The sequence below is a fragment of the Ferroacidibacillus organovorans genome, from assembly GCF_001642725.1.
Taxonomy (GTDB): domain Bacteria; phylum Bacillota; class Bacilli; order Alicyclobacillales; family SLC66; genus Ferroacidibacillus; species Ferroacidibacillus organovorans.
Genome location: NZ_LSUQ01000003.1, coordinates 104,610 through 130,485, shown reverse-complemented (window position 1 = coordinate 130,485; position 25,876 = coordinate 104,610). Strand labels below are relative to the sequence as shown.

Below are 25,876 nucleotides of genomic sequence, written 5' to 3'. Positions count from 1 at the left end.
ATATGACCTACTTCGCGGATTGGTTCGTTGGGTCGTGCCGGTGAGAAACTCGGCGCTTCTTCAGTCCCCCGTGGATTCACCACTTCCTCCTGAAGAGAGCTCCCTGTTGGGATTTTCGGCTGTCTGTGTTCCTCTCTCGAACTCGCCATGAACAACCCTCACTTCATGTTCAGTCCTTCCACAAATGTGTACCCATTTGTGTACTATGACCTCTGCTGACTTCTGCCGTTCAGCACCGCCTTGCGACGATGGTTACCAGTCTTGCTGGCGTACCGGCAGACCTCCCCGGGTAAGAACGTTGTCTTTCTCTCCATCTACCCGCTCCATTTACTCTCAACAGCCTTTGGTAGCATGGGCTTTGTCTTGTTGTGCAGACTCACCCAGCTGTTGCTAGCCTCAATTGAAGTTCGTGACCCTCGGGCCGGAGATTTGCCGCCGCCTTCCTTCAGATTCCACCTCACGATGGACACCCTTGGCCTAAGCTAATGGCTACTGCTACCCTCACCATTCCGGACTTTCACCGTATAGACAACGCCCATGCCGGGCGCACACAAAAAGACATCCGGCGGCAGCGCTGCCGGATGTCTTCAAATGTCCCAAACTATTCATGAAGAGCCTGTTGGTCAGAAATGGCGACACCAGGTTGTTTGAGACTGGAAAGGACGCTTGAAGCGACATCCCATGTCAAGTTTTCAGGGTAAGCATTCTCATTGTGCAAGACAATGTCAAGACCGATGCGCTCCTCTTCCGGTGTTACGCGCAGTCCCATAATCACGTCAACCAGCTTCAACAAAATAAACGTCCCGACACCTGAGAAGATCCACGTTGCCGCAACGCCGATCAATTGCACGACCACTTGATGGGGGTTTCCATAGAACAAGCCATTTGCGCCACTCGAATTGACCGAAACGGTCGCAAAGAGACCTGTCGCAATCGCTCCCCACGTTCCGCCGATCCCGTGACCGCCAAACGCATCAAGCGCATCGTCATAACCGAAGATTCCCTTGATGACCGTCGATGAAAAGAAGCAGATGACACCACCGACGGCACCTATGATAAGCGAGCCACCAATGTTGACAAAACCGCACGCAGGCGTAATCGCGACCAATCCCGCAACGGCACCCGCACAAGCGCCAACCAACGTTGCATGCCCAGTACGCCAGCGTTCCACCGCCATCCACGCAAGCGCCGATGCGGCCGTTGCGGTGTTGGTAACGAGAAACGCATTTACGGAGAGTTCATTCGCGGCTACCGCACTGCCCGCGTTGAATCCAAACCACCCGAACCAAAGCAGTGAGGTCCCAAGAAGAACAAGAGGAACATTGTGCGCCTTGATCGTTGGCGATCCGTGTTCAGCGCGCCGTCCGAGATACATCGCGCAGACCAGCCCAGAAATCCCCGAACTGATATGAACAACGGTTCCACCGGCAAAATCAAGAATTCCCATGTTATGCAACCAACCGCCGATCCCCCACACCCAGTGTGCGAGCGGGTCGTAGATGACTGTCGCCCACAACGTAATAAATAAGAGGAAGGAAGAAAACTTAACACGTTCTGCGAGGCCTCCGACGATCAATGCGGGTGTAATGATGGCAAACATCATTTGAAAGATCCCATACAATTCGTTCGGGATGGTAGGCGCGTAGTTCGGATCAGGCGCCCCCCCCACACCGTTAAAAAGAACCCATTTCAAGCTCCCAATCACGTGTCCAATATCGGGTCCAAACGCCAAACTATAGCCAAACAGAACCCATTGAACGGAAACGATCAGAACCACAGCAAAGACTTGATACAACGTAGTGATTACATTTTTATTCCTTACAAGTCCACCGTAAAAAAAGGCGAGACCAGGAGTCATCAGAAGAACAAGTGCTGAAGACGCCAAGATCCACGCCATATCCCCGGAATTCAACATCGGTGACCCCTCCGTCTCTTATGTTATATTATTTCACACAGAGAGTGTATCACGAGTAAAAATTCGCGTCAATATGTAAGCATACATTACACAAAAAATTTCAACTCATTCGATCGTGACACGCGGAGCGCTAAATGCATCAAGCCAAGACAGCAAAGAACGAATCCGGTCTGTCTGGCATGAATAATAGTGCCAAACGCCTTTTTGCTGATGAGCAACGAGTCCTGCTTGTCTTAAGATTGTCAAATGACGTGACACTGTGGACTGCGGCAATGCTAAGAGCGCACTGAGATCCTGAACGCAAATCCCATCTACCGGTTGTCCATTGACGTGACAAAAATGCTGTCTGTCATTCAACGTCTCCAACAAAGCGCGACGAATAGGATCCGCCAGCGCTTTCCACGCAAAGTCGAATTCCGTTTGCGAATGACTCGCCTGTAGTGAATCACTCATTTTTTTGCCCCCTCCAAACTAAAGGAATGATTTCTTATAAACATACGTTATGCATCGCTTTTACGCCAGTCCGGGTGCGTCTCTTTCATGCGTACCGCCAAAAACAACGCAGAGAACAAAACGATCACTCCCACCATAAAAAGACTGCGCAACATCCCGAATGTGTGAGTGGTCACCCCAAGTAACAACCCACCGACAGCATACCCGCCATCGCGCCACAGACGATATACGCCGAGTACCCCGCCACGAATTTCAGGGGGCGCAATATCTGCCACCGCCGCATTCAAATTCGGATACAAGAGCGCCATCCCAAATCCCATCGCCGCCGCGCTGATCATCCACCACAAGAAAGCGTGCCCCCACCCGAATGCCAAAATACCTATGCCAAGGAGCGTCAACCCTGAGAAAATGAGTGGTTTTCGTCCAACGGCGTCAGACCAAACGCCCGTTCCAAATTGTGCAAAGCCCCACACCATCGTGTATATCCCGCCAATGTATCCAATCTCGATGATGGATAGATGCTGCTGCGCGAGATACAACGGGAGCATCGCCCACACCATCGTATCCGCCAGCTTGTTGACAAGACCCGCCTGACTCATCGCAGACAGCGTAGGGTTCGCAATGGTTGTCACCCACACGATGTGCCAAATACTCGGTTTAACACGAACGGGCGCCGCCGATCGCGCTTGCCCATTCACATCTTGCATTACGTGCCCACGCGATTCTCGAATGGCGAGAACGCTTGTGCCAAGCCCCAAGAATAACACCACAGCCCCATAGACAAACGGAGCCTGCATGAGCCCATAACGTGTTGCGAGGATGCCTGTCAGAATCGTTGATGCTGCGACACCGAGATACCCTGTCGCCTCATTGATTCCCATCGCTAATCCACGCCCTTTTGCTCCGACCAGATCCAGTTGTTGCGTGATCGTCATTGTCCAAGCAAAGGCTTGATTCGCGCCAAGAAAAATATTGGCCAGAATAACAGCAGACCACGTGTGAACAAACAGCAGCAAAGAAATCATCGGAATACCAAGCACCCATCCAGCGATAAGCACAGGGCGACGACCGATGGCGTCGGAAAAATGCCCAGCGAACAGATTTAAGGCTGCCTTTGTCACACCAAATGCGATAATAAACGCAAAGAGGAGTGTTGCAGACGTAATGTGATAAACGTCTTTGCCAAGGAGAGGCACGACCGTCCTTTCCAGCCCCACCGTCATTCCCACCAAGATTGTACTAAACACCAGCCACAAGAATTGTTGTAGATTCGGCCTGATTCCCAGTACTTTTGCCACGATTGCATTCGTCCATTCTTCTTAAGACATCTGTTTATCAGCGCGTCGCACGTTTCTCGGCACCGCGCGCATTCCCAGGACCGCACACATCGAATCAAGCACGCGAGACGTACTCCGAACAAATTACTACATCCGCATATTAGGATTTATATAGACAGCTTATAGACATGCGCCTGATCTGTCAATTAGGTCGCACCCTCCAAAACACAATCGAGTGAACGCAAACACCCCACTTTGAAGCTGTCCAAAGTGGGGAACTCCCGTTTTATCAATCTTCACCATTTTCCCATCAGCGCGCCAGAAACACGGCGAACTCAGCCGTATACCTCGCCGACACCTTCCTCATTTCACGTGTTAAAAGTGAGCGTGCAGGCTTAGGATTCATCTCGATGAACCACACTCGTCCATCCGCATCGAGACCAAGATCGTACCCTGCGATTCCAAAAGTCGGAAGCTTGCCTGCAACCATCTCCGAGAGTGTACACGCCGCCTGCTCCAACTTATCCTCTGGAAACACGCCAAAGTTTTTTTCATACGCGATCTTCGCCTCACCAAGACTTAGACGATGACCGCCTGCGACTAAATTGGTGACGACCCCGCCGCGGTTTGCCACTTTGGGTACGATCCCGATACGCCGCCACGCACCGTTAACATCCCTCTGCACCACAACGCGAAAATCCATTCTTCCCTGATCCACGTGAACGAGCGGAATCTCTTCCTGAATGAGGTGAGGTCGCCGCAAGAGCAACTGTCTCGTAAACGCCCTGAATTCAGAAGAAGTGAGTTCCCTCCTGATCTTTCCCTGTTCAAGATAGCGATCACACTGCATCGTGAAGCCGCGCGGCGTTCTCAGAATGCGGAACACGTTTCGCCCACCATAGCCACCAATCGGTTTTAAATAGGCGGTCTGATTGCGCTCGAAAAACGTCGTGATTTGCTCGACATCGTGAACAGCAATCGTTTTCGGCGCGCGAATCACGCCATCCGACAGTTTCTGCACCCACCCATTCATAACCGATTTTCCTGGTACAAGCGGGTTGAAGAGAGGGATGTGGAGATGCTCTGCATCGCGACGCAGCGGCCTTGCCATCCCCTTCATGACGAGATGAACAAAAACATTTTCATAGATCGCATCCAGTTGCAGACCGCTCTTTCGCACAAAGTGTGAATCATTTTTGCTTCCCTCATCTAATAGTCCTGTAAATCCCCTCTTTGCATCACCATACGCGCGCGGATCGAGCAAAACAACGCGATGATCCATACGTTTTGCGTGATCAGCCAGTTCGAAAAAAAAGGATGGTCGCACTCGCTGCATCAAGGGATTCACCGTTGTCGCAACACCGAGTAGTTTTGTACGGCTCATGATGCGGCCTCCTCCACAATGTCAACGAAGTATATGTTGAATGGTTCCAGGAGGTCCCAAGCGTTACGCCCGAATCCATTGCAGATGGCGCCCTTCTATTCGACAAATAAAAAACGCCCGCGCGGGGCGTTGAAGCAAGCTTTGATTCACAATCACACGCGTGGGTTCACCCCTCACGCTTCCGTATACTCCACACGGACATTCGTCGAAATGCCTCCGCGCACGTTGTAGCGCCCAATGAGTTCCATATACTTAGGCTTGGCAAATTTGATAAAGTCATCCGCGATCACGTTGGAGACTTCTTCGTGAAAATGACCTTCGTCGCGAAAGCTCCAGAGATAGAGCTTCAGCGATTTCAATTCAATGATGAACGGCCCCGGGCGATAGCGAATGGTAATCGTCCCAAAATCAGGCTGTCCCGTTTTTGGGCACAGCGTCGTAAACTCGGGCGCCTCGATCGTGATCTCATAGTCGCGATGCGGGTACGGATTGGGGATCGGATCAAGTTCTTTTGACGGCTTTGTCGACATCGTTAATTCACTCCTCGTTTCCATCATGTTTTCATCATTTCGCTGTGTCACTTCCATGAAAGATTACCCATTGGAAAGAGGCTCTGATCGCTCTGTCAATGCAGTGCGATGATCTGCCATCTCCAATTGTGACTTGAGCATGCCGAGTTCTTGCGTGAGCCGCACCGTTCGATTGGTCAAGCGCGACAATACGACCGTGAGGTGAAGCATTGTGCCCAGCATAAACAGAAAACCTACCAAGAATAGAAGAGAGGGCGCGTAATAGATGCCGAGTACCTTTGCCACGCGATTCAAGAGACCTGGCGAAACGGACAAGATCGTCAACACAATGCCCATTCCCAACCAAAATAGCGCGTATTGTTCAAGGAGGAGACGCCGCCTCATTAAATCAATGACAACGATTAAAAAGATCAGACTAACCAGGAAGCCGACCAGATCGATGATCATGATTTACCCTCCCGCCGCGCCTCTTTCCCGCGCATCACTTCCAATAAAATGGCCAAAGAAACTTTAAACATGTAGTACGCAGAGCGCATCATCGTAATCGACGATCGCCCCGCTTGCCTCTCTTTCATCTCCACGGCCACTTCGCGAATGCGCAGGCGATGGCGATGCAGTAATACGAGTACTTCAACTTCCGGGTAGTCATGCGGATAAAAACGACTGAATAGCTCAATCGTCTTGTGATTGACGATGCGATACCCGGACGTCGTATCTTTGATCGGATAACCGACCGCCATACGAATCAGCGTGGCTAACATCACCATACCAACGCGTCTCGACGCTGACGATCGGTATGCCGTGCGCTCCACATAGCGTGAGCCGACGATCATGTCTGCATCTCCGCGTCCCATCTCGTCGAGCAGCTTTGGAAGATCCGCTGGATCATGCTGTCCATCTGCGTCAATCTGGATGGCATAGTGATAGCCTGCACGCCATGCATACAGATATCCGGTTTGCATCGCGCCGCCGATGCCTAGATTGACCGGCAACTCGACAACCTTGGCACCCGCCTCTCGCGCCACAATGGCCGTCTGGTCTGTAGAGCCGTCCGAAATGACGATCACATCAACCATAGGGCAAGAAGAGAGGATGCTCCTCACAACGTTTCCAACTGAGCGCTCTTCATTAAGCGCCGGTATGATGACCAACGCTTCTTTCATCGAAAGCCTCCTCGGCGAAAGCGTGTGACAATTGGAAGGTGGCAAATGACCGCCGGCACAAGGATCGTCGTCATCAAAACGAGAGGATACCCGTACCGTGTAATCGGTAGAAAGACGAGTTGCACAGCAAGCAAAAACAATGTTGATAACGCAAAAAACCGAGTTTCGCGATACCACAAACCAACGATCATTGCGATGCCGCCAAGAATCACCAACACGCGATGATAGAGCACAAAAGCGCTCAGATAATTATAAAACCATGGCGTCCAAAAGAGATAAGGCAATTTCCCAAAAAGGTACCAGCCTAAAAAGAGCAGCGGTTGATGCGTAAGCCCGTGCAGCATATAGTGAATGGCATACGTTTGCTGCGATTCATGCAGTTTGCGCGACGCCTCGATGAGCGTGTTAATCCCGACAAGAAAGTAAGGATCAGCGCCAGCCAAGAGTGGGTTGCCAGCTTCTGTGGAGAGCGGAATAAAATGATGAAAATCGATCGCGTTGCGAATCCACCACGGAATCAAAGGCACAATGACAAACGCCACCATGATCGCATACATTCGAAACTGCATCTTAAAGGCGTTGATCACACCCGCGTTTCGGCGATGAATCAAATCGACGAGCACGACCAGAAGAAAGAGCGGAAGGACATTCGGCCGGACCAGCGCGGTCAGACCGATCAATAACCCGGTTAATGCGTAGTCAAACACGAATCCGCGCTTTACCGCATAGCTTCCAGCAAGTAGACTCCCCAACAAAAGGGGGATAAAAAGTGGCTCTGTCAGTAACGTGAGTCCGACAAAGCTATTAGGCAGATAGAGCGCTGACAAAATGGCCGCCGCAAAACCTGCGCGCTTCCCGGCGAACAGCGACCCCAACTGATACGTAAGCCATAAGGAGAGAAGCGATAATCCCTGCTGCAGCAAGAACGTTTCGTGAACCATACGAAGCATGGTTAAATGAGTATGAAATGCCTGAAGCAATTTGTACATCACAGCTAAAAACAGCGGGTAAAGGGGCATTACATAGGCGTCTGGTCCATTTCTAAATCCGAGATAGCCGTGATCAATCACGTGCAGCGCCATCGTGTTATAACGCAACATGTCACCGTACAACGTCACGGGCGTGTGATGCCACAACTGAAAGCGGTACGCGGCTACAAGGATAAGAAGAACGACAAAAAGGGCATGGTCTTTCAGGAGCCGCAAGTCATACTCCTCCTATTCTTGCCCTAACCGTACCCTATGTCTGATTCCCTTGTCAAATTAGTCCATCCCTTCCTCCGTCTGACCGTTCGCTTGATCACGATCAGGCGGTTGATTCTCACTCTGATCGAATACGCCTTCGCACCACGCGCGCTCACTGTCTTCCGTTGTAAGCCCAATATGAAGCACCCCTTCCAAGCGCTCCACGTGCAGTGAATCAATGCGATACTCCACCTTCTGATATCGCATACGCCTTATCACGTCTTTCAATGTTTCAATCTCCCGCTCCAGTGCGCGCAACCGATCATCATAGATTTGCCGAACATCCTCCCACTCACTCGGATGCACCCGCTCCCCCACCTTTTCTCTCCAAATACTCGGCGCGCAGACGGCAAGTGGGCGTACGCTTTTTGGCGCGCCACGCGCGCGGGAGCACCGCCGCACTGAGTCCGATCAGCACAAGTCCGCCATCCGTGTCATCAATCTCTACAACCTTGATGTGAACATTCAACTCGCGCTCCACATGCGATTCTCCTTTTGGTTTTGTTGCACACTCGGTATACTATGAACCAGACTTCACGGTGGCTCCTGGGTATCCCTTTTCTGCCCCAAACAGTGAAGCTTATCGCACATATGAGTCAGGGAGATCGCAAAACGCTGGAGGATCGATCACGTGTTCGCATTACCGAAAGAATTTGAATCCCTTTTTCTCCACTGCTTCGGTCAAGAGGCGTGGAACGAATATCTTGAACAATTTCACAAACCTCCCGCAAAAGGGTTTCGCGTCTCCACCTTAAAAGGGGCAATCCCTTCCGTCATAAATTCTCTTTTGGCAGACCCCGTTCCTTGGACAAAGGAAATGGAAGGATTCTATATTCATCAAGATCTTCATCTCGGACGCGATCCACTTCACGCGACAGGGTATTACTATTTGCAAGAGCCAAGCGCGATGGCGCCTGTTCCTGTTCTTGCCCCTGTACCCGGCGAGCGTGTACTCGATCTCTGTGCAGCACCGGGAGGAAAAACCACCCAAATTGCTCAGCGCATGAGAAATGAAGGGATTCTCATCGCGAATGAGCCGAACCGCGAGCGCTGCGCGATTCTCGCTGAGAACCTTGAGCGTCTCGGCGTCACAAACGCCACTGTCACGCAGCTCGATCCAGATGAGTTACGTGACACCTATCCTGCCTATTTTGACGCGATCCTCGTTGATGCCCCCTGTAGCGGCGAAGGGATGTTTCGGAAGGACGATGACGCGATACGCATGTGGCAACGCGAACAACTTTCCGCTTACGCATTACGTCAGAGTTCCATTTTACACGCCGCAATCGCCATGCTTCGCCCCGGCGGTCGACTTGTTTATTCGACCTGCACCCTGAATCCTATTGAAAACGAGGCTGTGTGCGCTACACTCCTACGCGACCAACCGACTCTCTCGCTCTCCCCTATTCAACTGCCAGGCGCGCGCGCCGGACTTACCGCCGAGAGGTTTACAAAACTCGCTAAGCTCATTCCTGAACTTCAAGCGGTTGCGTCTTCGTTTTCAGAACCCCTCCCAGCGCTTGAGAGAACGATTCGCATCATGCCACAAGCGGGATACGCTGAAGGTCATTTCGTCGCGAAATTTGCTCTTGACGGAAACCCGTCCTATCAAAAAACCAATACTACAGGATATTCCCAGAAAAAAAGGGGAAATTCTCTGCGCGCCAGCAGAATGCCATCCGGATTCGCACAGCAGAAACAATTTGCCGCTTTCGCCAATGAGACTTTTGTTGATCACGTAACATGGATAGATGATCTTTATCGGCGTGATTTTATCTCGTCACCAAACGTCCTTTTTGCGGCGTCCCACCGGCCCCTCCCCTCACGAAATGTCCTTCGGCCTGGATTACCGCTCCTTGAAACCAAGCATCACCACATAACACCTCACCACGCACTCGCGCTCGCGACAAAACCGGAAAATCTGCGCGCTCCAGTATGTTTTTCCTACGGAGACACACGTATCATCGCCTATCTGAGTGGTGAGGTAATCTCGCAGGAAGGACCAGACGGCTGGACGGTCGTCTTTCTTGAGCATCTACCCCTCGGTTGGGTAAAGCGCGTAAAAAATCAATTAAAAAATCACTATCCTAAAGGCTTGCGAAGGGCGTACTCTTTTGAGATTTGAATGGAGACTGAAAAAGCACGCACATATACGGCATAGATGCGCCACATTCGTGCACGACGGACGAAATAATACTGTTTACGCGCAAACGTGTGCACGATTGACCCATTTGAATTCAGATCGGATTTCCCGATCATTCATCAACTTCGATGAATGAATTTTTCCTCAATCCTTCCATTTTCATCGATGTAAGGGTTTTCTCATTTCTTATTCAACCTTTATTCGACCATTTCATATAAATTCTACAAATAAAATGTAGGATCATAGCAGGAAAAAGAATCCGTCACATAGAATTCATCAAGCAGACGTGTGTGCAAACGATTGTTCGCACGCTATGAAGCGATAGAACAGCATGAAAAGCGCATGCTTTTCGCTCGCATCATGTAAGCGTCTAACAAACCACCAGGGGTCAAACGGTAGCGTTCAGACGGATACCTGCCGCCCAATCATAGAGAGGGGTATGTTTACATGAAACGCCTTAACAAAGTAACATCTGTGGCACTGGCGCTCGGAACCGCAGGAACTCTACTTGCCAGCGTCAGCGGAGGCGCATTCGCAGCAACGCGGCACGATAGCTTACCCACAGGACAGCACATCACCGTATTCTCCCATTTGACACCCCAAGAGCAGAGTGTCATGCAAAAACTCGCAAATGTCTGGGGTAAACAGACAGGAAACACAGTCACCGTCGTTCAAGATAACAGTTCATTCCAAAACTTCGCTACCGCATCGCGCAGTGGCAAAGGCCCTGACATTGAACTTGGCATTCCGCAAGACAACCTTGGCACCTTTGCGATTGAGGGCGTCATGGCGCCAGTCCCTACCGGTCTGATCAACACGAAAGATTATATCGCGCCGTCCATTCAAGCCGGCACGATTGGCGGTAAGCTCTATGGCATTCCCCTCTCCTCTGAAACGTATGGACTCTTTTACAATAAAAAGATCATCAAGACACCGCCCAAAACGTGGGCACAGTTTATTTCCGAAGCAAAAGCGCACGGATTTGCTTATGACATCAACAACTTCTATTACAGTTATGCCTTCTTGGGCGGCATGGGCGGTTATGTCTTTGGCAACAATCACGGCGTCGCAAACGTCGGCCAAATTGGCCTTGACAACGCGGGCTCGATTAAAGGCCTTAGCATCATCAAGAGCTTCGTCTCCCAATACCATTTCATGCCTGCATCGATTACCGGAGATATCGCAAAATCGCTCTTCCAAAATGGCAAATCCGCATTCTACATCTCTGGCCCTTGGGATGTAACCTCTTTGCTTCAGGCGCATGTCAACTTTGGCATCGAGCCGCTTCCGCTTTTGCCAAACGGCAAGCACCCAGTCACTTTTGAGGGTTTCCAAGAAATGATCGTGAACGCCCGCAGCCACAATCAAGCGCTCGACTGGAATTTGGTTAGATTCATCTCGCAACACGCGGCGGCGCAGGAACTTGCAGTCGGCGATCGCATTCCAGTGCTCATCAAAGATGTGCACAGCAAAATGGTTTCTTCGAATCCTTACGCCTATCCATTCGCCATCGCCGCACAATACGGTGTTCCGATGCCAAACGTGCCGCAGATGCAAGCCGTTTGGACACCTGCTGGAAATGCGCTTGGCTTCGTGACCAAAGGGCAAGAGAGTCCGGCTGTCGCCGCTCACAACATGGTCAAACAGATTCTTCAAGGCGAAAGCATCATGGGCAACTAATACTACCGCTCGAAACGAGATGCAGAGACATCGCATGCGGGTGTCTCTGCTCTTTTTTCAAACCATCCTGTACGACACGAATTGAACCAGCACACCTAGATGTGCTACAAAACTCCGCGGAGATAAAGGAGGCCCTGCCGTGGCGATGATGACCGCAACACCCGAAGTTTCACCCGCACAAAAAAAGAAGACGCGACGTAAAAACCAACCCGTCGCCTATCTTTACTTAGGGCCCGCGTTGATCTCCATCGCGATACTCGGAATTGCACCCCTTCTGTACACCGTGTATATCGCGTTTACAAACTTTGACATGTATCATTTTACATCCTATCAATTTGTTGGACTGCAAAATTTTATCGACATTATCAATGGACCCTATCTGAGCGTCTTCGAACCGGTCTTTGTCTGGACGATCGTTTTTGCAGTAACGACGACGCTGGCAAACTATCTGGTCGGGCTGTTCGTTGCAGTGCTGCTGAACAATGAACACATGAAAGAGTCAAACATCTATCGCGCCATCCTTATCGTTCCTTGGGCCGTTCCAGCTCTAATTACCCAATTAAGCTGGTCAAACCTGCTCAATAAAGATTATGGACCGATCAATCAATTTCTACACCTTTTCGGAATCCATGCAATTCCGTGGCTCACCGATCCATTCTGGGCAAAAATCTCTGTGCTGCTCGTCAATTTATGGCTCGGTTATCCCTATATGATGAGTGTTAGTCTTGGCGCGCTTCAGGCTGTCCCGAAAGATTTGTATGAAGCTGCACAGATTGACGGCGCCAATTGGTGGCAGCAGTTTTTTTACGTCACCATCCCGGCCATCTGGAAGATTACCATTCCGTTGATCATCCCGAGTTTTGCGTTTAACTTTAATAACTTCAATGCAATCTACGCGTTGACCCAAGGCGGCCCAGCGCGACCAGACACACAGTTTGCCGGGTATACCGACATACTGATCAGCGCCGCATACAAGATGTCGCTCACCTTCAACAAATTTGAAATCGCGGCAGCACTCTCTGTTATGGTTTTCATTCTCGTTGGCGTCATCAGCCTCATTCAGATGAAGGCGTCTGGCGCATTTCAGGAGGCGGATTGATATGTCATCCCTTGCAACAAGCGCTCCCACCCTTTCGCCAAAGAAAAAATCGCTCGCGCCCGGCCAACGTTTCGTTTTGTGGGTGTCGCGAATCATTGTCTGGTTTTTTATCCTTCTCGCGATGTTCCCTATCTATTTTGTTCTTCTCGCGTCTCTCAAGGGAGGACAATCCTTCTTTTCAGGAAATCTCTTTCCGCGCTCCATCACACTGCAAAACTATTGGGCACTGCTTACACAGACAAGTTTTTTGACGTGGATGAAAAACAGTCTCATCGTCGGTATACTCCTAGGCGCTGTACAGCTTGCATTTACGGCAACCTCTGCGTACGCCTTTAGTCGCATGAGGTTTTTTGGTCGCAAATACGGATTGATGACCCTTTTACTTCTGCAAATGTTTCCAAATGCTCTCGCCGTCTCAGCGATTCTCGCCGTCTTGACTCAGCTCAATCTGCTGGACAATCTGTACATCTACGTGCTTGTTCAAGCTGGAGGAAGCGCGTTTAACATCTGGCTGCTCAAAGGTTACCTCGATACAATTCCGCGCGAACTGGACGAGGCAGCCGTGATGGATGGCGCAAACTCGATGCAGATCTATTTGCGGATCATTCTGCCGTTATCCGTCCCGATGCTTGTCGTCATCTTTCTTTTCACGTTTATCGGTTCATTCAACGAGTTTCTGCTCGGTTCGACGATCCTTCAATCACCATCAAACTATACGCTTCCGATTGGGCTCTTCCAATTTATCCAAGGGCAATTCGCGAAAAACTGGACGGAGTTCTCTGCCGCAGCGCTGCTCGCCGCCGTCCCGCTCACAGTGCTCTACGCCGTATTTCAAAAATGGATCGTCTCCGGTCTCGTCGCCGGTTCTGTCAAAGGCTGATTGAGCCATTCCATGCAAGGAGGTTTTCTCCGTGTCAGTTTTACGCGACCTTCGTCTCGCAACCTATCACGAATCCGTTGAACCTTATGCCTATGCGGACGGCGAAACTCTCGTGGTTCGTCTTCGCGTGCCCTCGCTTGTCGACTCTGTCACCGTAACCCACTACGATAAATTCAAACGCGAAGCGACAAGCGAAGACATTTCGGCACAATTGTATGCCTATGAAGACGAAGAACTCGTGCAGTTTCAAGCACAGCTTGCGCGCGTCAGCAAACGTTTCCGCTATTTTTTCCGCATTCACACGACTGAAGAGACATATTTCTACTCTCGCAACGGTGTTTCTCGTGAAGAACCGAGTGACGCGGACGCTTTTGAAGTTCCCTATCTTGGCGAACGGGATCACTTTTCACCGCCAGAGTGGACGAAAGGCGCTGTTTATTACCAAATTTTCCCCGAAAGGTTTTATCGAAGTGGCACAGTCCCAAACGATCACACCTTATCTGACTGGGATGCGACGCCGACTGCGGACGCCTTTTTTGGCGGTGATTTACCAGGCATCCTCGCGAAACTGGATCACCTTACCGCCCTCGGCGTAGATGTCTTGTACATGACGCCTGTGTTTCACGCTCCGTCCAATCACAAGTATGACACCGTCGACTATTTTCACATTGATCCGCATTTTGGCAGCACAGAAGACCTAAAGCGTCTCGTCGACGCGTGCCATGATCGTGGCATTCGCGTCGTGCTCGACGCCGTATTCAATCACATGGGCGCACAGCATCCCGTTTTTCAAGATTTACTTGAGAAAGGTGCAGACTCCCCTTATGCTTCACAGATTATCGCGCGCAACTGGCCGCTCTCTCCCGAAGCCTTAAATTACGAGACCTTCGGCTACGTGGCAAACATGCCAAAGTGGCGAACGGCACACCCCGCTGTAGAGCAGATGCTTTGTAACGTCGGCACGCACTGGATGCGCGAGACAGGCGTCGACGGCTTTCGCCTTGACGTATCCGATGAAGTGGAGCACACCTTTTGGAAAATCTTCCGCAGAGCGATCAAAGCGGAAAACCCTGACGCATTGATTTGTGGCGAAATTTGGCAAGTTGCCACGCCGTGGCTACGCGGAGACGAATTTGACGCTGTGATGAACTACCCGCTCGGTCGCGCCATCCTCGACTACGTTGCGACCGCGACCATCCACGCTGGAGAATTTCTGTATCGCGTCGAAAAAATACGTTCCCTCTATCCAGAGCATGTCCTTAAAACCCTCTGGTGTCTACTCGATTCACACGACACGGCACGACTGCTCACGCTCTGCGATGGGGACACAGCGCGCGCAAAACTCGCGAGTTTTATCCAGTTCACCATGTTCGGCGCGCCGCTTCTCTATTATGGCGACGAGGTCGGCATGACGGGCGAAAATGACCCGCTTTGTCGCGGCGGGATGGTGTGGGAACATGTTCGGCAAAACCTTTCGCTGTTCGAGCACTATCAGACGCTGATCGCGCTGCGAAAGCAGTTTCGCGCATTGCGCGACGGTGCCTACCGCCCCCTTTTGTCACGCGACAATCTAAACGTATGTGCCTATCTGCGCCGCTGTGAACAGAGCGCTGAACAGTTGGTCGCACTCGTGAACAGCACCGCAAATGAACAGGTGATCACTGTAACGGATGCGCTCATCGGAGATGTGATGTACACTCGTGTCACGGGCGATGGACCGGAAACATTATCAAAAGGCAAATCGCTTTCCATTCCGCCGTATACCGCGCTACTCTACGCAAAGACAGGCCGTGATCCGTATGGGCGTTAACATCAAAGACGTCGCGATGCAGGCCGGGGTCAGTCCATCCACTGTTTCACGTGTCATCGCGAACCACCCGCGCATTAGTCAAGAGACGCGCGACCGCGTTCGCCTGATCATGAAAGAGATGGACTATCACCCGAATGCCATCGCGCGCAGTCTTGTCAAACGAAGTTCCGAAGTCATCGGGCTCTTAATTCCAAGCACCATCGAACAATTTTATCTGAATCCCTTTTTCCCGGAGGTGCTGCGCGGCATTACTCAAGTCGCCCAACACGCCGGCTACGACATCTTCTTGTCGACCGCGCTACACGGGTTGAACGATGTCGATCGCTTGGAAAAACTGATCCGCAGCAAGCGCGTTGACGGCATGATCCTTCTGACCTCAAGAACAACCGATCCGTTGCTTGAATTGGTCACAGAACTGAGAATTCCGTCCGTGTTGATTGGACGACCCTTCAATTCCTTGCCGATCTCTTGGATCAACAATGACAACCGTCTAGCCGCACACGATATGACCCAGCATCTCATTCGCATGGGGCATCGACGAATCGGGTACATCGGTGGCTCCCAGGAACTCGTCGTCAGCCTCGATCGCTTGCGCGGCTATAGTGACGCGCTTTTTGAAGCAGACCTGAAACTTGACCCGCAGTGTATCGTTTCTGGCGAATTTCTGGAAGATGTGGGCTACTCCGGAATGATGCGCCTGCTCGCCCTCGCTGAGCGGCCGACGGCCGTCGTCGCGTCAGATGACGTGCTCGCGTTTGGCGCGATGCGTGCAGCGGGAGAGCTTGGCTATAGCATCCCGGATGACCTGGCAATCGTCGGATTTAACGATATTCCTCTCGCGAAATTGTCCAATCCACCGATGACAACCGTCAATGTAAACATCTATGAATTAGGTGTACAGGCGACCCATCTGCTGCTCGATGAAATTCAGGGGAGCGTGCGTGGACCGAAGCACCAAATCATCGAACACCAGCTTGTCATTCGGCGCTCATGCGGCGCCTGGGATCCGCTCACCCAGTTGCAAGGTGACGAATCTAAATCAAAGTGACTGCGCCAAGATCCCATCGACGCATAATCACAAAGCCCCTCTGTGTGCATGCAGCACGCAGAGGGGCTTTGTGATTCAAACCAAATCAGGATTGATGTAGGAGTGCAGACGAAGACAGCGCGGCTGATTGATCCTTCTTTCCATAGCGCTCAAGCATAAGCAAAACGAACATCGCGTGCGACCATGTGAGGGGTACAACCCACCGCGTCTCACCCGTCTCTCGATCGACCTGTTCTGGGAAGAGTTCAAGCTCCGTCGCGTGCTCTGCCGCCCAGGATAGCATCTCGTCAGCCGTTGCCTCATCCGCGCGACGAAGTGCATCTAACCCCATCCACAGCGTGGTCAAAATCCATGGATTTCCACCGACATACGCATCATTCTCGTAGCGCAGGATCCCACCCACGCGCGGTGCCCAGAGCGCTTCTCGTACGGCATCTGCAACCTGCACGGCGCGCTGATCAGAAGGTTTCAAGAATGCAAACGGATAGGACAGTCCGAGCAAACTCGCGTCAACGACTTCATCAAACGACTGAATCACGCGCGTATACCCATACACGTCAAGCTCCGTGAAAACGACTTTACCATCTACGACAGGTCTATGGGTGTGCGCATCGCGAAGATGAAGACGCCGACTCCGATAAAAACAGCTGCGCGCTTCATTCCACAACGTTTGATCGATGGACCTGCCGATCCGCTCAGCTGCCTCTCGCCACGCGTTACGCGACACTTTGTCCCCCGCTACTTCACAAGATGCTTCCACCGCGCATAAAAGCGCGGCGTGCACGGCTGCGGATGAATAGGTGTGCTGCGCAAACCGTTCTTCCCACAAGTCGATTGATTCGCGCGGCAAACCGCTCTCCACATCAAGCGTCGCGAGCAAATGGTTCGCCGCGCGCTGCATGGCCGGATACACGCGTCGTAAAAAAGCAGCATCACGCGTCACCTGAAAGTGCCGCCACATCCCCCACACAACGCTTGCTGTCTCGTCAGCCTGATAGCCCCAGGACGGCGCCACCGTTCCGTTCAGCCAGTGACGATGATCCCATTTTCCGTCCTCATCCTGCGCGGTGAGCATCCACGCGTAAAATGCTTCACTCTGTGCGGTATACCCAGCCTGCAAAAGCGCCGTCGCTATATACGCCGCATCGCGCCCCCAACAGTATCCGTATCCTCCGCACGCCTGCCAGGCTGGATCAAACTCAGGCGCCGCGATCATTCCGCCGCGCTCGTGATCAAGCAACAGCGAAAACGCGAGGAGTGATCTCCGATAGAGACGATCCAGTCGTTCATTCCCACTCGAGATCGACTTTGCCTGAGCGAGAAACTGCGCGCTCTCCTGCACGCTCCTTTCGATCCATGTGTGCGCGGGCGTCGCTTTCAAATGCGCCATTCGCGCCGCCGCCTCTTTTTGATCGCGGCCAAATGCCAAATACATCGTCCATGTGCGCGTCTCGCCGGGTTCAATCACGCCAAACGAGGTCGCGAGCACACTGTCCGCTCCCAGGTTCTCGAGCGTGCCAAGCAGCGTGTCATAGGCGAGTGCTTCTGACGTGTCACCGCATGAGAAACCGAACACCGCTTCTCGCATCGAGAAAGCACAGAACGTGTCGCGTCGATAGTGCACAATCATAGATTCCGCTGGATTGTAGCGTACCGCTTGACTACGTTCATGCTCTCCCAATTGCGTGACCAGCAGTGCCTTCCCTATGAGTTGGCGAGCGTTTGTTCCCGTATTTTTCATCGTCACGTGGCGCACCACACCGTTCGCGCGATGCGCGATAACATCCTGTTGCGTCACGGAAAGCGAAAGCGTGCCAATCTCATACTCTGTCACGAGAACATTGCTCTCGCCAAGATAGGTCTGAAACGCCGGTTGCGTATGAAACCATTCGATCGGTTGATCAGGTTCATGCACACCGACGTGAAACCTCTCAAGCTGTTGTGCATAATCGATGTGCGGCCAAAAAATACGCAAGAGTTCACCTCGCGCTGAAAGCGCGGCTAACATCTGTCCATCCCCGATAATTCCACTGTAGAGGTGCGGCTTTTGCAAGACTCTCATCCCTTCTCACTGCCAACCACATCAACACTTCACAGCGCAGAATCGACATTTTTTCAACGCTGCGATGGGACCTGAAAAGCGCGTTGTGCAATCGATTGCACTCACCCTAAGAAATTCGTCACAATTCCACTGAATTCCTGCCTCCAAAGGAACATCGCGAGAGAAAGTGATCCGTCTGATTCACAGCGGAAGACGATGCGGCATAAGATTAGCAAGATCCTATCACTACGAGGTTTATTCCGGGAGCGTGAGACGAGTGAAACGATCAACCCCTTCGCGGCCTACCGTCTTTCTTGCTGTATCAAAACCCTCCGCAACTTCAGACACGATCGACGCAACAGAAGAGCGTACACCAAACTCCGCGCGCCACGTAAGAGATCCTGAAGTAAAGCGCGACGAAACTCCGTCAGAGCCCTTACAGTCTTTTCTCAAAAAAAAGGAGCAGATGGGCACGCCACTCGCCACTCGCCCGCGCAGCAAGGACGGAAGAGGGCGTATCGTCACCGCATCCAGTCCTGTCAGCCTCTCGCAGAATACGCCAGACGGGGCGTGGAAAACGCTCCCCCCACACATGCGAACCATCGCGCGCTACCTGATGGATCAATTCCAGCAAAAACCCGTCTCCATCCTGACACAAGGTGGACGCTTTCAAGGTGTTTTTTCAGGATTTGACGGAACACAAATCAAACTTCACGGCGTCGAAGACATTTCACTTCCACTCAGCAGCGTCATGAGCGTGGCGCACGCAGCGAATCCTGAGTCTCTTCGTAAAGCGCCATAAAACGCCGTGCCGCCATACTCAAAAAACGATCCTTGACGTACGCAAAAACAAGCGTCCGCGTCGGTCGCGTCGAAAGCTCTGCAAAATGCAAAGCAGGGTCATCCGTCCGCATGACCATCTCTGGAATCATCGTGACGCCAAGCCCCGCCGCCACAAGCGCCTGCGCCGTTTCCACACTGCTTGTCTCAAAGGCAATTTTGGGGGTGAAGCCGCGCTCTGCGCACAGCGTCAGGCAGGTCTGGCGAAATCCATACCCACGCTTCAATAAAATAAACGGCGCAGCGGCCACCTGTTCCAAATCAATTTCAAACGGCGCAGCGGGCAGATACGCTTTTCCCCACGAAGGCGCAGCGGTCGGCAACGCGATCACGATTCGCTCTGTGAGCAGCGGCTTTACAGAAAGTCGAGAATCGTGAATCGGCAGCGCCAAAATCGTCAAATCAGTGGCGCCTGTTACGGTCAACTCTTCCAGGCGCTCTGTCGTCTCCTCAAGAAGATGAACGCGCACTTGCGGATAAAGGTCTGTGAAACGACGAAGGATGGGTGGAAGCATATGCCCGCCAGTAATGGCGGGTGCGCCAAGAATCAGTTCACTCGCCATGCCGCCGCTGCGCTCCGCCATTTCGCGCAGCAAGTCATCGCGCTGTCGCAAAAGTTGCTCCGCCTGTGCGACAAAGCGCTCCCCCTCTGGCGTCAAGAGTACGCCACTTTGTCTGCGCACAAAGAGCGTCACGCCGAGTGCCCGCTCTAACTTTCCAATCTGCTGGCTCAAACTGGGTTGCGCGACATTCACCGCGAGCGCCGCTTTCGTGAAGCTGCGAGCCTTTGCTACGGCCAGAATATACTCAAGCGTACGAAAATCCACGTAATCACCCCATAGTTAATACCTATCGCATTCATAGTAAACATCCATTGGACGTAATAGCAAGAATACGCTACGCTACCCGTACAGATGAAATTCAGACGCTTCATACGCGAAGTTAGATCAAGCTTAGGAGGATGTTCATGGCAAAAACCATGTTTGACAAAATTTGGGACGCGCATGTCGTGCGCGCGGCAGATGGTGAGCCCACTCTGCTTTATATTGACCTCCACCTCGTTCACGAGGTGACCTCTCCGCAAGCGTTTGAAGGGTTGCGTCTCTCGGGTCGCGCGGTACGCCGACCTGACTTGACGTTCGCCACGGCCGACCACAATGTTCCGACAACCGACCGCCGTCTCCCGATTGCCGATCCCATTGCGAAACAACAGATCGATACGCTGCGTACAAACTGTGAGCACTTCGGCATCCCTTTTGCAGACATGCACAGTCGGGAGCAAGGCATTGTGCATGTGATTGGACCGGAACTTGGGCTGACTCTCCCCGGTAAAACGATCGTCTGCGGTGACAGCCACACGTCGACTCATGGGGCGTTTGGCGCGCTCGCGTTTGGCATTGGCACGAGTGAGGTAGAGCATGTCCTCGCTACGCAGTGTCTCATGCAACAACGGCCCAAAACCATGGAAGTCGTCGTAAACGGCGCTCTTCCACACGGCGTTACCGCCAAAGACTTGATTCTGGCGCTGATCGCGCGCTACGGCACCGATTTTGGCACTGGCTATGTGTTTGAATACCGCGGCGAAGCGATTGAGGCGCTTTCCATGGAAGAGCGGATGACCGTCTGCAACATGTCGATTGAAGCGGGCGCGCGCGCAGGGCTGATTGCGCCTGATGAAAAAACGATCGCTTTTGTGAAAGGACGCCGCTTTACTCCGTCAGGCGCGGCGTTTGATGAGGCAGTAAAAACGTGGCAGGCGCTTCGCACGGAGCAAGGCGCAACGTTTGACGCGCGCGTAGAGTTGAATGCAGAAGAAATCGCGCCGCAGGTCACCTGGGGAACAAGCCCCGGAATGGGGGCGAGTGTATTGGATCGCGTGCCGAATCCAGAGGATGTGTCTGATCCGGTCGCGCGTCGCTCTATGGAACTCGCACTCGCGTATATGGACCTTACGCCGGGAACGCCAATGGATCAGATCGCGATCGATCGCGTTTTTATCGGGTCCTGCACAAACGGGCGTATCGAAGACCTGCGCGCGGCGGCCCAGGTCGCCAAAGGAAAAAAAGTCTCTCCGCGCGTTTCTGCCATGGTCGTGCCTGGATCACACCTCGTCAAGGAACAGGCTGAGGCGGAAGGACTTGATCGCGTTTTTATCGATGCCGGTTTTGAGTGGCGCGAGCCGGGTTGCAGCATGTGCCTCGCGATGAATCCGGACATCCTCGCGCCAGGTGAGCGGTGCGCATCGACATCAAACCGCAATTTTGAAGGACGCCAGGGTCGCGGAGGGCGCACCCACCTCGTCAGTCCTGCGATGGCCGCCGCCGCCGCGATTACCGGTCACTTTGTCGATGTGCGAACGATGGCTTAATCTATAAAATCGAGAGAAGGTGCAGCGAAGTGGATGCCTTTTTAAAACACCACGGACTTGTCGCGCCCATGCCGCGCGCAAACATTGACACAGACGCGATCATCCCAAAACAATTTTTAAAGCGAATTGAGCGAACGGGGTTTGGTCAGTACCTCTTTTATGACTGGCGTTTTGACGAGCGTGAGAAACCCAATCCGGATTTCATCTTAAATCAAGAACCGCACTGCTACGCCACCGTTCTCGTTGCTGGCCCCAATTTCGGCTGCGGTTCATCGCGTGAACACGCGCCTTGGGCGCTTCTCGATTTTGGTTTTCGAGTCGTGATTGCACCGTCATTTGCCGATATTTTCTACAACAACTGTTTCAAAAATGGCGTGCTCCCGATCGTTCTTCCAGAGGATGCCGTTTCTTCGATCCTCGCCCAAGCGAGTGAAGCACCGCTTGAACTGACGATCGATCTTGCAGGGCAACGCGTGTCGCTCCAAAGCGGCGAGACGCACAATTTTTCGATTGACCCGTATCGAAAGCATCTCATGATGGAAGGGCTCGATGATATCGGACTGACCATGAAACACGAAGATGCGATTACCACCTATGAAATCAGCGCACCGTTTGCCGTTTCGATCACCTCGTAATCTTCTGTAGCTCAAGGGGGCGACCCGAGGGTAGTCGCCATACGCTCTAATCGACGCAGTTGGCGTGTATACCGTTTCGAGAAATCCCGCATTTTTAAAGTCGGCGCAGGAAGCAAATCGTCAAGCGCGGTGAGATCAACGCACCACTCCCCCACCGTGATCGGCCACGCTAAAACGTCAGGCCAAACATCGACGAGTCGGGGACTATAAATCAGCCCCCGACTCGTCGCTTCATGTGTAAAAATCTGTGGCAGGATGTCTTCACGAGACGCCGTGTGTGGAACCGACTCTACGGCGCGCAAAAATTCATCGCGCGGCTGATTCTGATTGGCAAAAAGCAGCGCGTATAAACTCTTCCCCGCCTCGATGCGTTCCGTAACAGACGTAAAATCCCGCACATAGTTGCCATACAATCCGCACTGCCGCAAGCGAATGTCACGCGCGGCAAAAAGAACGGCTGAAATGTGCATGAGTGACTGCGCACTAAACGCGGGGGATGCGAAGACGCGCCGGATCACCGCTTCATGATCGACAATCGCCGCCTCAATCCGCCTTTGTTCATTGATGATCAGCGCAACAGTCAACAGGCGTTCGTCCATATTTTTTTGAAAGAGTTTCCACGCCACTTGCATAAACATGGAGATTTGAAAGTGTGGCAACAGATGAAGGTACGATCGATTTCGCTGCACACCCAGTTGATAGAGTCGCAGTTGCGGATAAGCGTCGCGAAAGATGACATCGTTACAACGCTCCAGAAAAGAAAAAAACGCCACGCGGTCCGCCTCGGATGTGATTGCCTTCACCGCACGTCGATGAAGATCCGTCATGTTATACCCGCCATTGCGCGAAACGAGATGCGCCAGAAGCGCCCAGTGCAATTCGCGACACGCTTTAAAGATCGCATAATAGGCGTCCGTACGCGTGAGATTGTTTCTGGTCATTTGACGCGTTTCCTCGCGAATCAGGCGAAGAAGATCTTCATCTTCCGCTGAGATCGCCTGTTGCGTTGCGGACGCCCGATCATCGCCCGCGAGTCGCGCCTGCAGAGTTTCGCGAAACAAAGCGATCTCCTCCACGAGCGCCTTATGCCCTGGTATCCGTGGGTGTTTCAAGCGATAGCGCTTGCGCAGATCGATCCACACGGTCGATGGAACGGATGTGGCCATGCGCAATAGACGAAGGATTGCCGCAAACTCGAGTTGCTTGTCGTCCGCTCCCCTCACGGAGTTCCCTCGCCACGCGTGACCTGCACGTCCTGATTACTCACACCCATCGCCTCACAGTGAACCTTTTGCCATCGGCAACAGATTCCCCAACTTCGTTTGAAGATATGTGAGAAATTTCCTTTCGCTAAATCCGGCGAGAAACGCAGTGAGCGCCGGGAGCATGCCAGAAGATACTGCGTGACTCCCCGTTGTGGTAAGTGCCGTAACCTGCAGCAGCATCGACGCAACGACGCCGAGCACCCCACCTGCAATCTGCTTCGTCGCAATCCACGCGTCTATGGTTTGCGAAAGCGTGCCGTGAATCCGATTGTAGTAGAGCAGATGAAGCGCCGCGATGGTCGCCCCGACCGCACCCCACCACGCGCATGTGATGGCGGGGTGCGCGAGAAGAGACGACAGCCAAGCGTTATGCGTTGACCAAACGTCAAGCGTCGCGCCACCGCCGAGCAAGATGATCAAAAGCGACATTTCAATCAGATAAATCGGCCAAAAGCGCTTATGCGCCCACGCATTTCGCGCAATGATCTGCTCAAACGATTCGTTGACGCGCAAAAAACCGTAATAGGCGCCGATTACATCAGGCGTTGCTGTCTCCATCGCCTTGCGCAATCCCTCTAACTCTTGGATGAGGGAAGCTCCCGAAACGGTCTGTTCGGATGCAAATGCGCGTTGAATCTGACCAGCCAGATCATCGATCTGCCCGCGCACCTCTTCGGCGTCCAGTTGCATCACAATCCCTCCCGCATGTCCTCTTCCCTATGTTCAATGCCAGGCGAAACCCGGCACGGTTACACTCAGCCTATGCAATCCATGCAGCCTTGGTTCAAACACTGCGTGATTGCCGCACTTCGTGTCACCAACAGAAGCTTACGCGCATATGGGATAGGAGCCCGCAAACTAGGCGAATTGAATGGATGGGGAGGTACCTTCATGAAGGCGGCGCCGTCGGCACGACGTCTGTTATTTGCAAGCGGCATCGGAATGCTGTTTGACTCCATGGACGTTGGCCTTTTGGGATTCATCATCGCCGCACTCTTTGTCACATGGCACATCCAGCCGATCGAGGCCGGTTGGCTCAGCAGCATCACCCTGATCGGCATGGCCATCGGCTCGGCGGTCGTTGGACTTCTCTCCGATCGCATTGGGAGGAAGCGCGCGTTTCTCATCACCATCGTGTTGTACTCGATGGCAAGCGGACTCAGCGCGCTTGCCGGGGGCATCGGCATATTGCTCGTCCTGCGATTTTTTACCGGTCTCGGCCTCGGCGGCGAATTGCCTGTCGCAACAGCGTACGTTTTAGAATCATCGCCGCCAGAAGAGCGCGGAAAGCGCACTGTCTATCTCGAATCCTTCTGGGCCGTCGGCGCAGTCGTCGCCGCATTGATCGGCTTTTTGATCATTCCAACCTTTGGCTTTCGCGCCGCATTCGCCATCACCGTCTTGCCCGCACTCTACACGCTCTACTTGCGCAGGGCGCTTCCTGAGACGCCCCACTTTCAGTCGCGAAAGGCGCCCGTAAGCCTGACGGCGAACCTGGGTCGGCTCTACTCGCGTCCGCTTCGCTCGCGCACGATCGTGCTGTGGGTGATTTGGTTCACCGCAAACTTCGCGTATTACGGCATGTTCATCTGGCTGCCAAGCGTCCTAACATTAAAAGGGTTCTCCCTGATTCACAGTTTCGGCTATGTTCTCATCATGGCTTTGGCGCAGTTACCCGGCTATCTGAGCGCAGCGTGGCTCGTCGAGCGCATCGGTCGCAAGTGGACGCTGATCCTTTTTTCACTCGTGAGCGCAGTATCTGCACTTCTGTTCGGTTTGGCGACAGGCACCTCGCAACTTCTGATCTTTGGCCTGCTCCTCAATTTCAGCAACCTCGGCGCGTGGGGCGCAACCTACATTTTTTCCGCTGAACAGTATGACGAGGACGTTCGCGGTACAGGTCTCGGATTTGCGATGGGGTTTGGAAAAATCGGGGGTTTTCTCGCACCGTTTCTCGTCGGCGCGTTGATCGCCAGTCAAACCAGCTTTAGCGTTGTCTTCTCCATCTTTTTTGTGATCACGTTCATCGGACTTCTCGTCGTCCTCACCCTCGGCCGCGACGTTCGTCCCGTGCGTACCTGATCGGTTGACATGCATGGGC

At 52.7% G+C, this 25,876-nt stretch carries 24 protein-coding genes; 10 read left to right on the top strand and 14 right to left on the bottom strand.

Annotated elements, in window-relative coordinates:
* Positions 1 to 601 precede the first annotated feature (601 nt).
* From AYW79_RS01905 to AYW79_RS15725, 10 genes are all read right to left on the bottom strand, one after another.
* The gene (locus AYW79_RS01905) at positions 602 to 1,912 is read right to left on the bottom strand and encodes an ammonium transporter (protein ID WP_197460929.1); all 1,311 of its coding nucleotides are present in this window, start codon (positions 1,910 to 1,912) and stop codon (positions 602 to 604) included.
* Between the two features lie 108 nt (positions 1,913 to 2,020).
* Positions 2,021 to 2,368, bottom strand: coding sequence for an ArsR/SmtB family transcription factor (locus AYW79_RS01900; RefSeq protein WP_067560942.1), 348 nt, complete (start codon positions 2,366 to 2,368; stop codon positions 2,021 to 2,023).
* A 47-nt stretch (positions 2,369 to 2,415) separates the two neighbouring features.
* Entirely contained in the window at positions 2,416 to 3,666 is a 1,251-nt protein-coding gene (locus tag AYW79_RS01895; protein WP_156481793.1) for an MFS transporter, read from the bottom strand.
* A gap of 289 nt (positions 3,667 to 3,955) precedes the next feature.
* Positions 3,956 to 5,029, bottom strand: a complete 1,074-nt coding sequence (locus tag AYW79_RS01890; protein ID WP_067560940.1) for a YheC/YheD family protein — start codon at positions 5,027 to 5,029, stop codon at positions 3,956 to 3,958.
* Positions 5,030 to 5,202: 173 nt separating this feature from the next.
* Positions 5,203 to 5,559: a preQ(1) synthase gene (gene queF / locus AYW79_RS01885; protein ID WP_067560968.1), complete on the bottom strand. Its 357-nt coding sequence runs from the start codon at positions 5,557 to 5,559 to the stop codon at positions 5,203 to 5,205.
* Between the two features lie 63 nt (positions 5,560 to 5,622).
* The gene (locus tag AYW79_RS01880; RefSeq protein ID WP_067560938.1) at positions 5,623 to 6,006 is read right to left on the bottom strand and encodes a DUF2304 domain-containing protein; all 384 of its coding nucleotides are present in this window, start codon (positions 6,004 to 6,006) and stop codon (positions 5,623 to 5,625) included.
* The gene (locus tag AYW79_RS01875) at positions 6,003 to 6,722 is read right to left on the bottom strand and encodes a glycosyltransferase family 2 protein (protein ID WP_067560936.1); all 720 of its coding nucleotides are present in this window, start codon (positions 6,720 to 6,722) and stop codon (positions 6,003 to 6,005) included. The genes AYW79_RS01880 and AYW79_RS01875 overlap by 4 nt, the downstream gene beginning before the upstream one ends.
* Entirely contained in the window at positions 6,719 to 7,927 is a 1,209-nt protein-coding gene (locus AYW79_RS01870; protein ID WP_067560934.1) for a glycosyltransferase family 39 protein, read from the bottom strand. The genes AYW79_RS01875 and AYW79_RS01870 overlap by 4 nt, the downstream gene beginning before the upstream one ends.
* A 57-nt stretch (positions 7,928 to 7,984) precedes the next feature.
* Entirely contained in the window at positions 7,985 to 8,284 is a 300-nt protein-coding gene (gene gerPC, locus AYW79_RS01865; RefSeq protein ID WP_179123189.1) for a spore germination protein GerPC, read from the bottom strand.
* Entirely contained in the window at positions 8,259 to 8,447 is a 189-nt protein-coding gene (locus AYW79_RS15725; RefSeq protein WP_067560930.1) for a hypothetical protein, read from the bottom strand. The genes gerPC and AYW79_RS15725 overlap by 26 nt, the downstream gene beginning before the upstream one ends.
* 150 nt (positions 8,448 to 8,597) lie before the next feature.
* Here AYW79_RS15725 and AYW79_RS01855 point away from each other — a divergent pair, with 150 nt between their 5' ends.
* The 6 genes from AYW79_RS01855 to AYW79_RS01830 all read left to right on the top strand — a co-directional run bounded on the left by AYW79_RS01855 (position 8,598) and on the right by AYW79_RS01830 (position 16,626).
* Positions 8,598 to 10,091 carry an NOL1/NOP2/sun family putative RNA methylase gene (locus tag AYW79_RS01855; RefSeq protein WP_067560928.1) on the top strand — a complete coding sequence of 498 codons (1,494 nt, stop codon included), beginning with the start codon at positions 8,598 to 8,600 and terminating at the stop codon, positions 10,089 to 10,091.
* Positions 10,092 to 10,556: 465 nt separating this feature from the next.
* A complete protein-coding gene (locus AYW79_RS01850) occupies positions 10,557 to 11,789 on the top strand; it encodes a sugar ABC transporter substrate-binding protein (protein WP_067560926.1) in 1,233 nt (410 codons plus the stop codon).
* A gap of 145 nt (positions 11,790 to 11,934) precedes the next feature.
* Positions 11,935 to 12,888 carry a carbohydrate ABC transporter permease gene (locus AYW79_RS01845; RefSeq protein ID WP_197460930.1) on the top strand — a complete coding sequence of 318 codons (954 nt, stop codon included), beginning with the start codon at positions 11,935 to 11,937 and terminating at the stop codon, positions 12,886 to 12,888.
* A gap of 1 nt (position 12,889) precedes the next feature.
* Positions 12,890 to 13,768 (top strand): sugar ABC transporter permease, encoded by an 879-nt coding sequence (locus AYW79_RS01840; RefSeq protein ID WP_067560924.1) that lies wholly within the window; start codon positions 12,890 to 12,892, stop codon positions 13,766 to 13,768.
* A 31-nt stretch (positions 13,769 to 13,799) separates the two neighbouring features.
* Positions 13,800 to 15,578 carry a glycoside hydrolase family 13 protein gene (locus AYW79_RS01835; RefSeq protein ID WP_067560923.1) on the top strand — a complete coding sequence of 593 codons (1,779 nt, stop codon included), beginning with the start codon at positions 13,800 to 13,802 and terminating at the stop codon, positions 15,576 to 15,578.
* Positions 15,568 to 16,626, top strand: a complete 1,059-nt coding sequence (locus AYW79_RS01830; protein ID WP_067560921.1) for a LacI family DNA-binding transcriptional regulator — start codon at positions 15,568 to 15,570, stop codon at positions 16,624 to 16,626. The genes AYW79_RS01835 and AYW79_RS01830 overlap by 11 nt, the downstream gene beginning before the upstream one ends.
* An 85-nt stretch (positions 16,627 to 16,711) precedes the next feature.
* Here AYW79_RS01830 and AYW79_RS01825 read toward each other — a convergent pair whose 3' ends face one another.
* Positions 16,712 to 18,679, bottom strand: coding sequence for a glycoside hydrolase family 15 protein (locus AYW79_RS01825; protein ID WP_067952801.1), 1,968 nt, complete (start codon positions 18,677 to 18,679; stop codon positions 16,712 to 16,714).
* A 265-nt stretch (positions 18,680 to 18,944) separates the two neighbouring features.
* Between AYW79_RS01825 and AYW79_RS01820 the strand changes: the two genes are divergently transcribed.
* Positions 18,945 to 19,469: a hypothetical protein gene (locus AYW79_RS01820; RefSeq protein WP_067560917.1), complete on the top strand. Its 525-nt coding sequence runs from the start codon at positions 18,945 to 18,947 to the stop codon at positions 19,467 to 19,469.
* Here the strand turns inward: AYW79_RS01820 and AYW79_RS01815 are convergent.
* The gene (locus AYW79_RS01815; protein WP_067560915.1) at positions 19,417 to 20,334 is read right to left on the bottom strand and encodes a LysR family transcriptional regulator; all 918 of its coding nucleotides are present in this window, start codon (positions 20,332 to 20,334) and stop codon (positions 19,417 to 19,419) included. The two genes, AYW79_RS01820 and AYW79_RS01815, sit on opposite strands and share 53 nt — an antisense overlap.
* A gap of 140 nt (positions 20,335 to 20,474) precedes the next feature.
* Here AYW79_RS01815 and leuC point away from each other — a divergent pair, with 140 nt between their 5' ends.
* Both leuC and leuD read left to right on the top strand, forming a co-directional pair.
* Entirely contained in the window at positions 20,475 to 21,875 is a 1,401-nt protein-coding gene (gene leuC, locus AYW79_RS01810; protein ID WP_067560913.1) for a 3-isopropylmalate dehydratase large subunit, read from the top strand.
* Between the two features lie 29 nt (positions 21,876 to 21,904).
* Positions 21,905 to 22,510 (top strand): 3-isopropylmalate dehydratase small subunit, encoded by a 606-nt coding sequence (leuD, locus tag AYW79_RS01805; protein ID WP_079291710.1) that lies wholly within the window; start codon positions 21,905 to 21,907, stop codon positions 22,508 to 22,510.
* A gap of 11 nt (positions 22,511 to 22,521) precedes the next feature.
* Here leuD and AYW79_RS01800 read toward each other — a convergent pair whose 3' ends face one another.
* Both AYW79_RS01800 and AYW79_RS01795 read right to left on the bottom strand, forming a co-directional pair.
* Positions 22,522 to 23,733, bottom strand: a complete 1,212-nt coding sequence (locus tag AYW79_RS01800) for a DUF2515 family protein (protein ID WP_067560911.1) — start codon at positions 23,731 to 23,733, stop codon at positions 22,522 to 22,524.
* A 54-nt stretch (positions 23,734 to 23,787) separates the two neighbouring features.
* On the bottom strand, positions 23,788 to 24,465 hold the full coding sequence (locus AYW79_RS01795; protein ID WP_067560910.1) for a hypothetical protein: 678 nt from the start codon (positions 24,463 to 24,465) through the stop codon (positions 23,788 to 23,790).
* Between the two features lie 201 nt (positions 24,466 to 24,666).
* On the opposite strand from AYW79_RS01795, the gene AYW79_RS01790 reads away from it, so the two are divergent.
* A complete protein-coding gene (locus tag AYW79_RS01790; RefSeq protein ID WP_067560908.1) occupies positions 24,667 to 25,857 on the top strand; it encodes an MFS transporter in 1,191 nt (396 codons plus the stop codon).
* Positions 25,858 to 25,876: the final 19 nt, after the last annotated feature.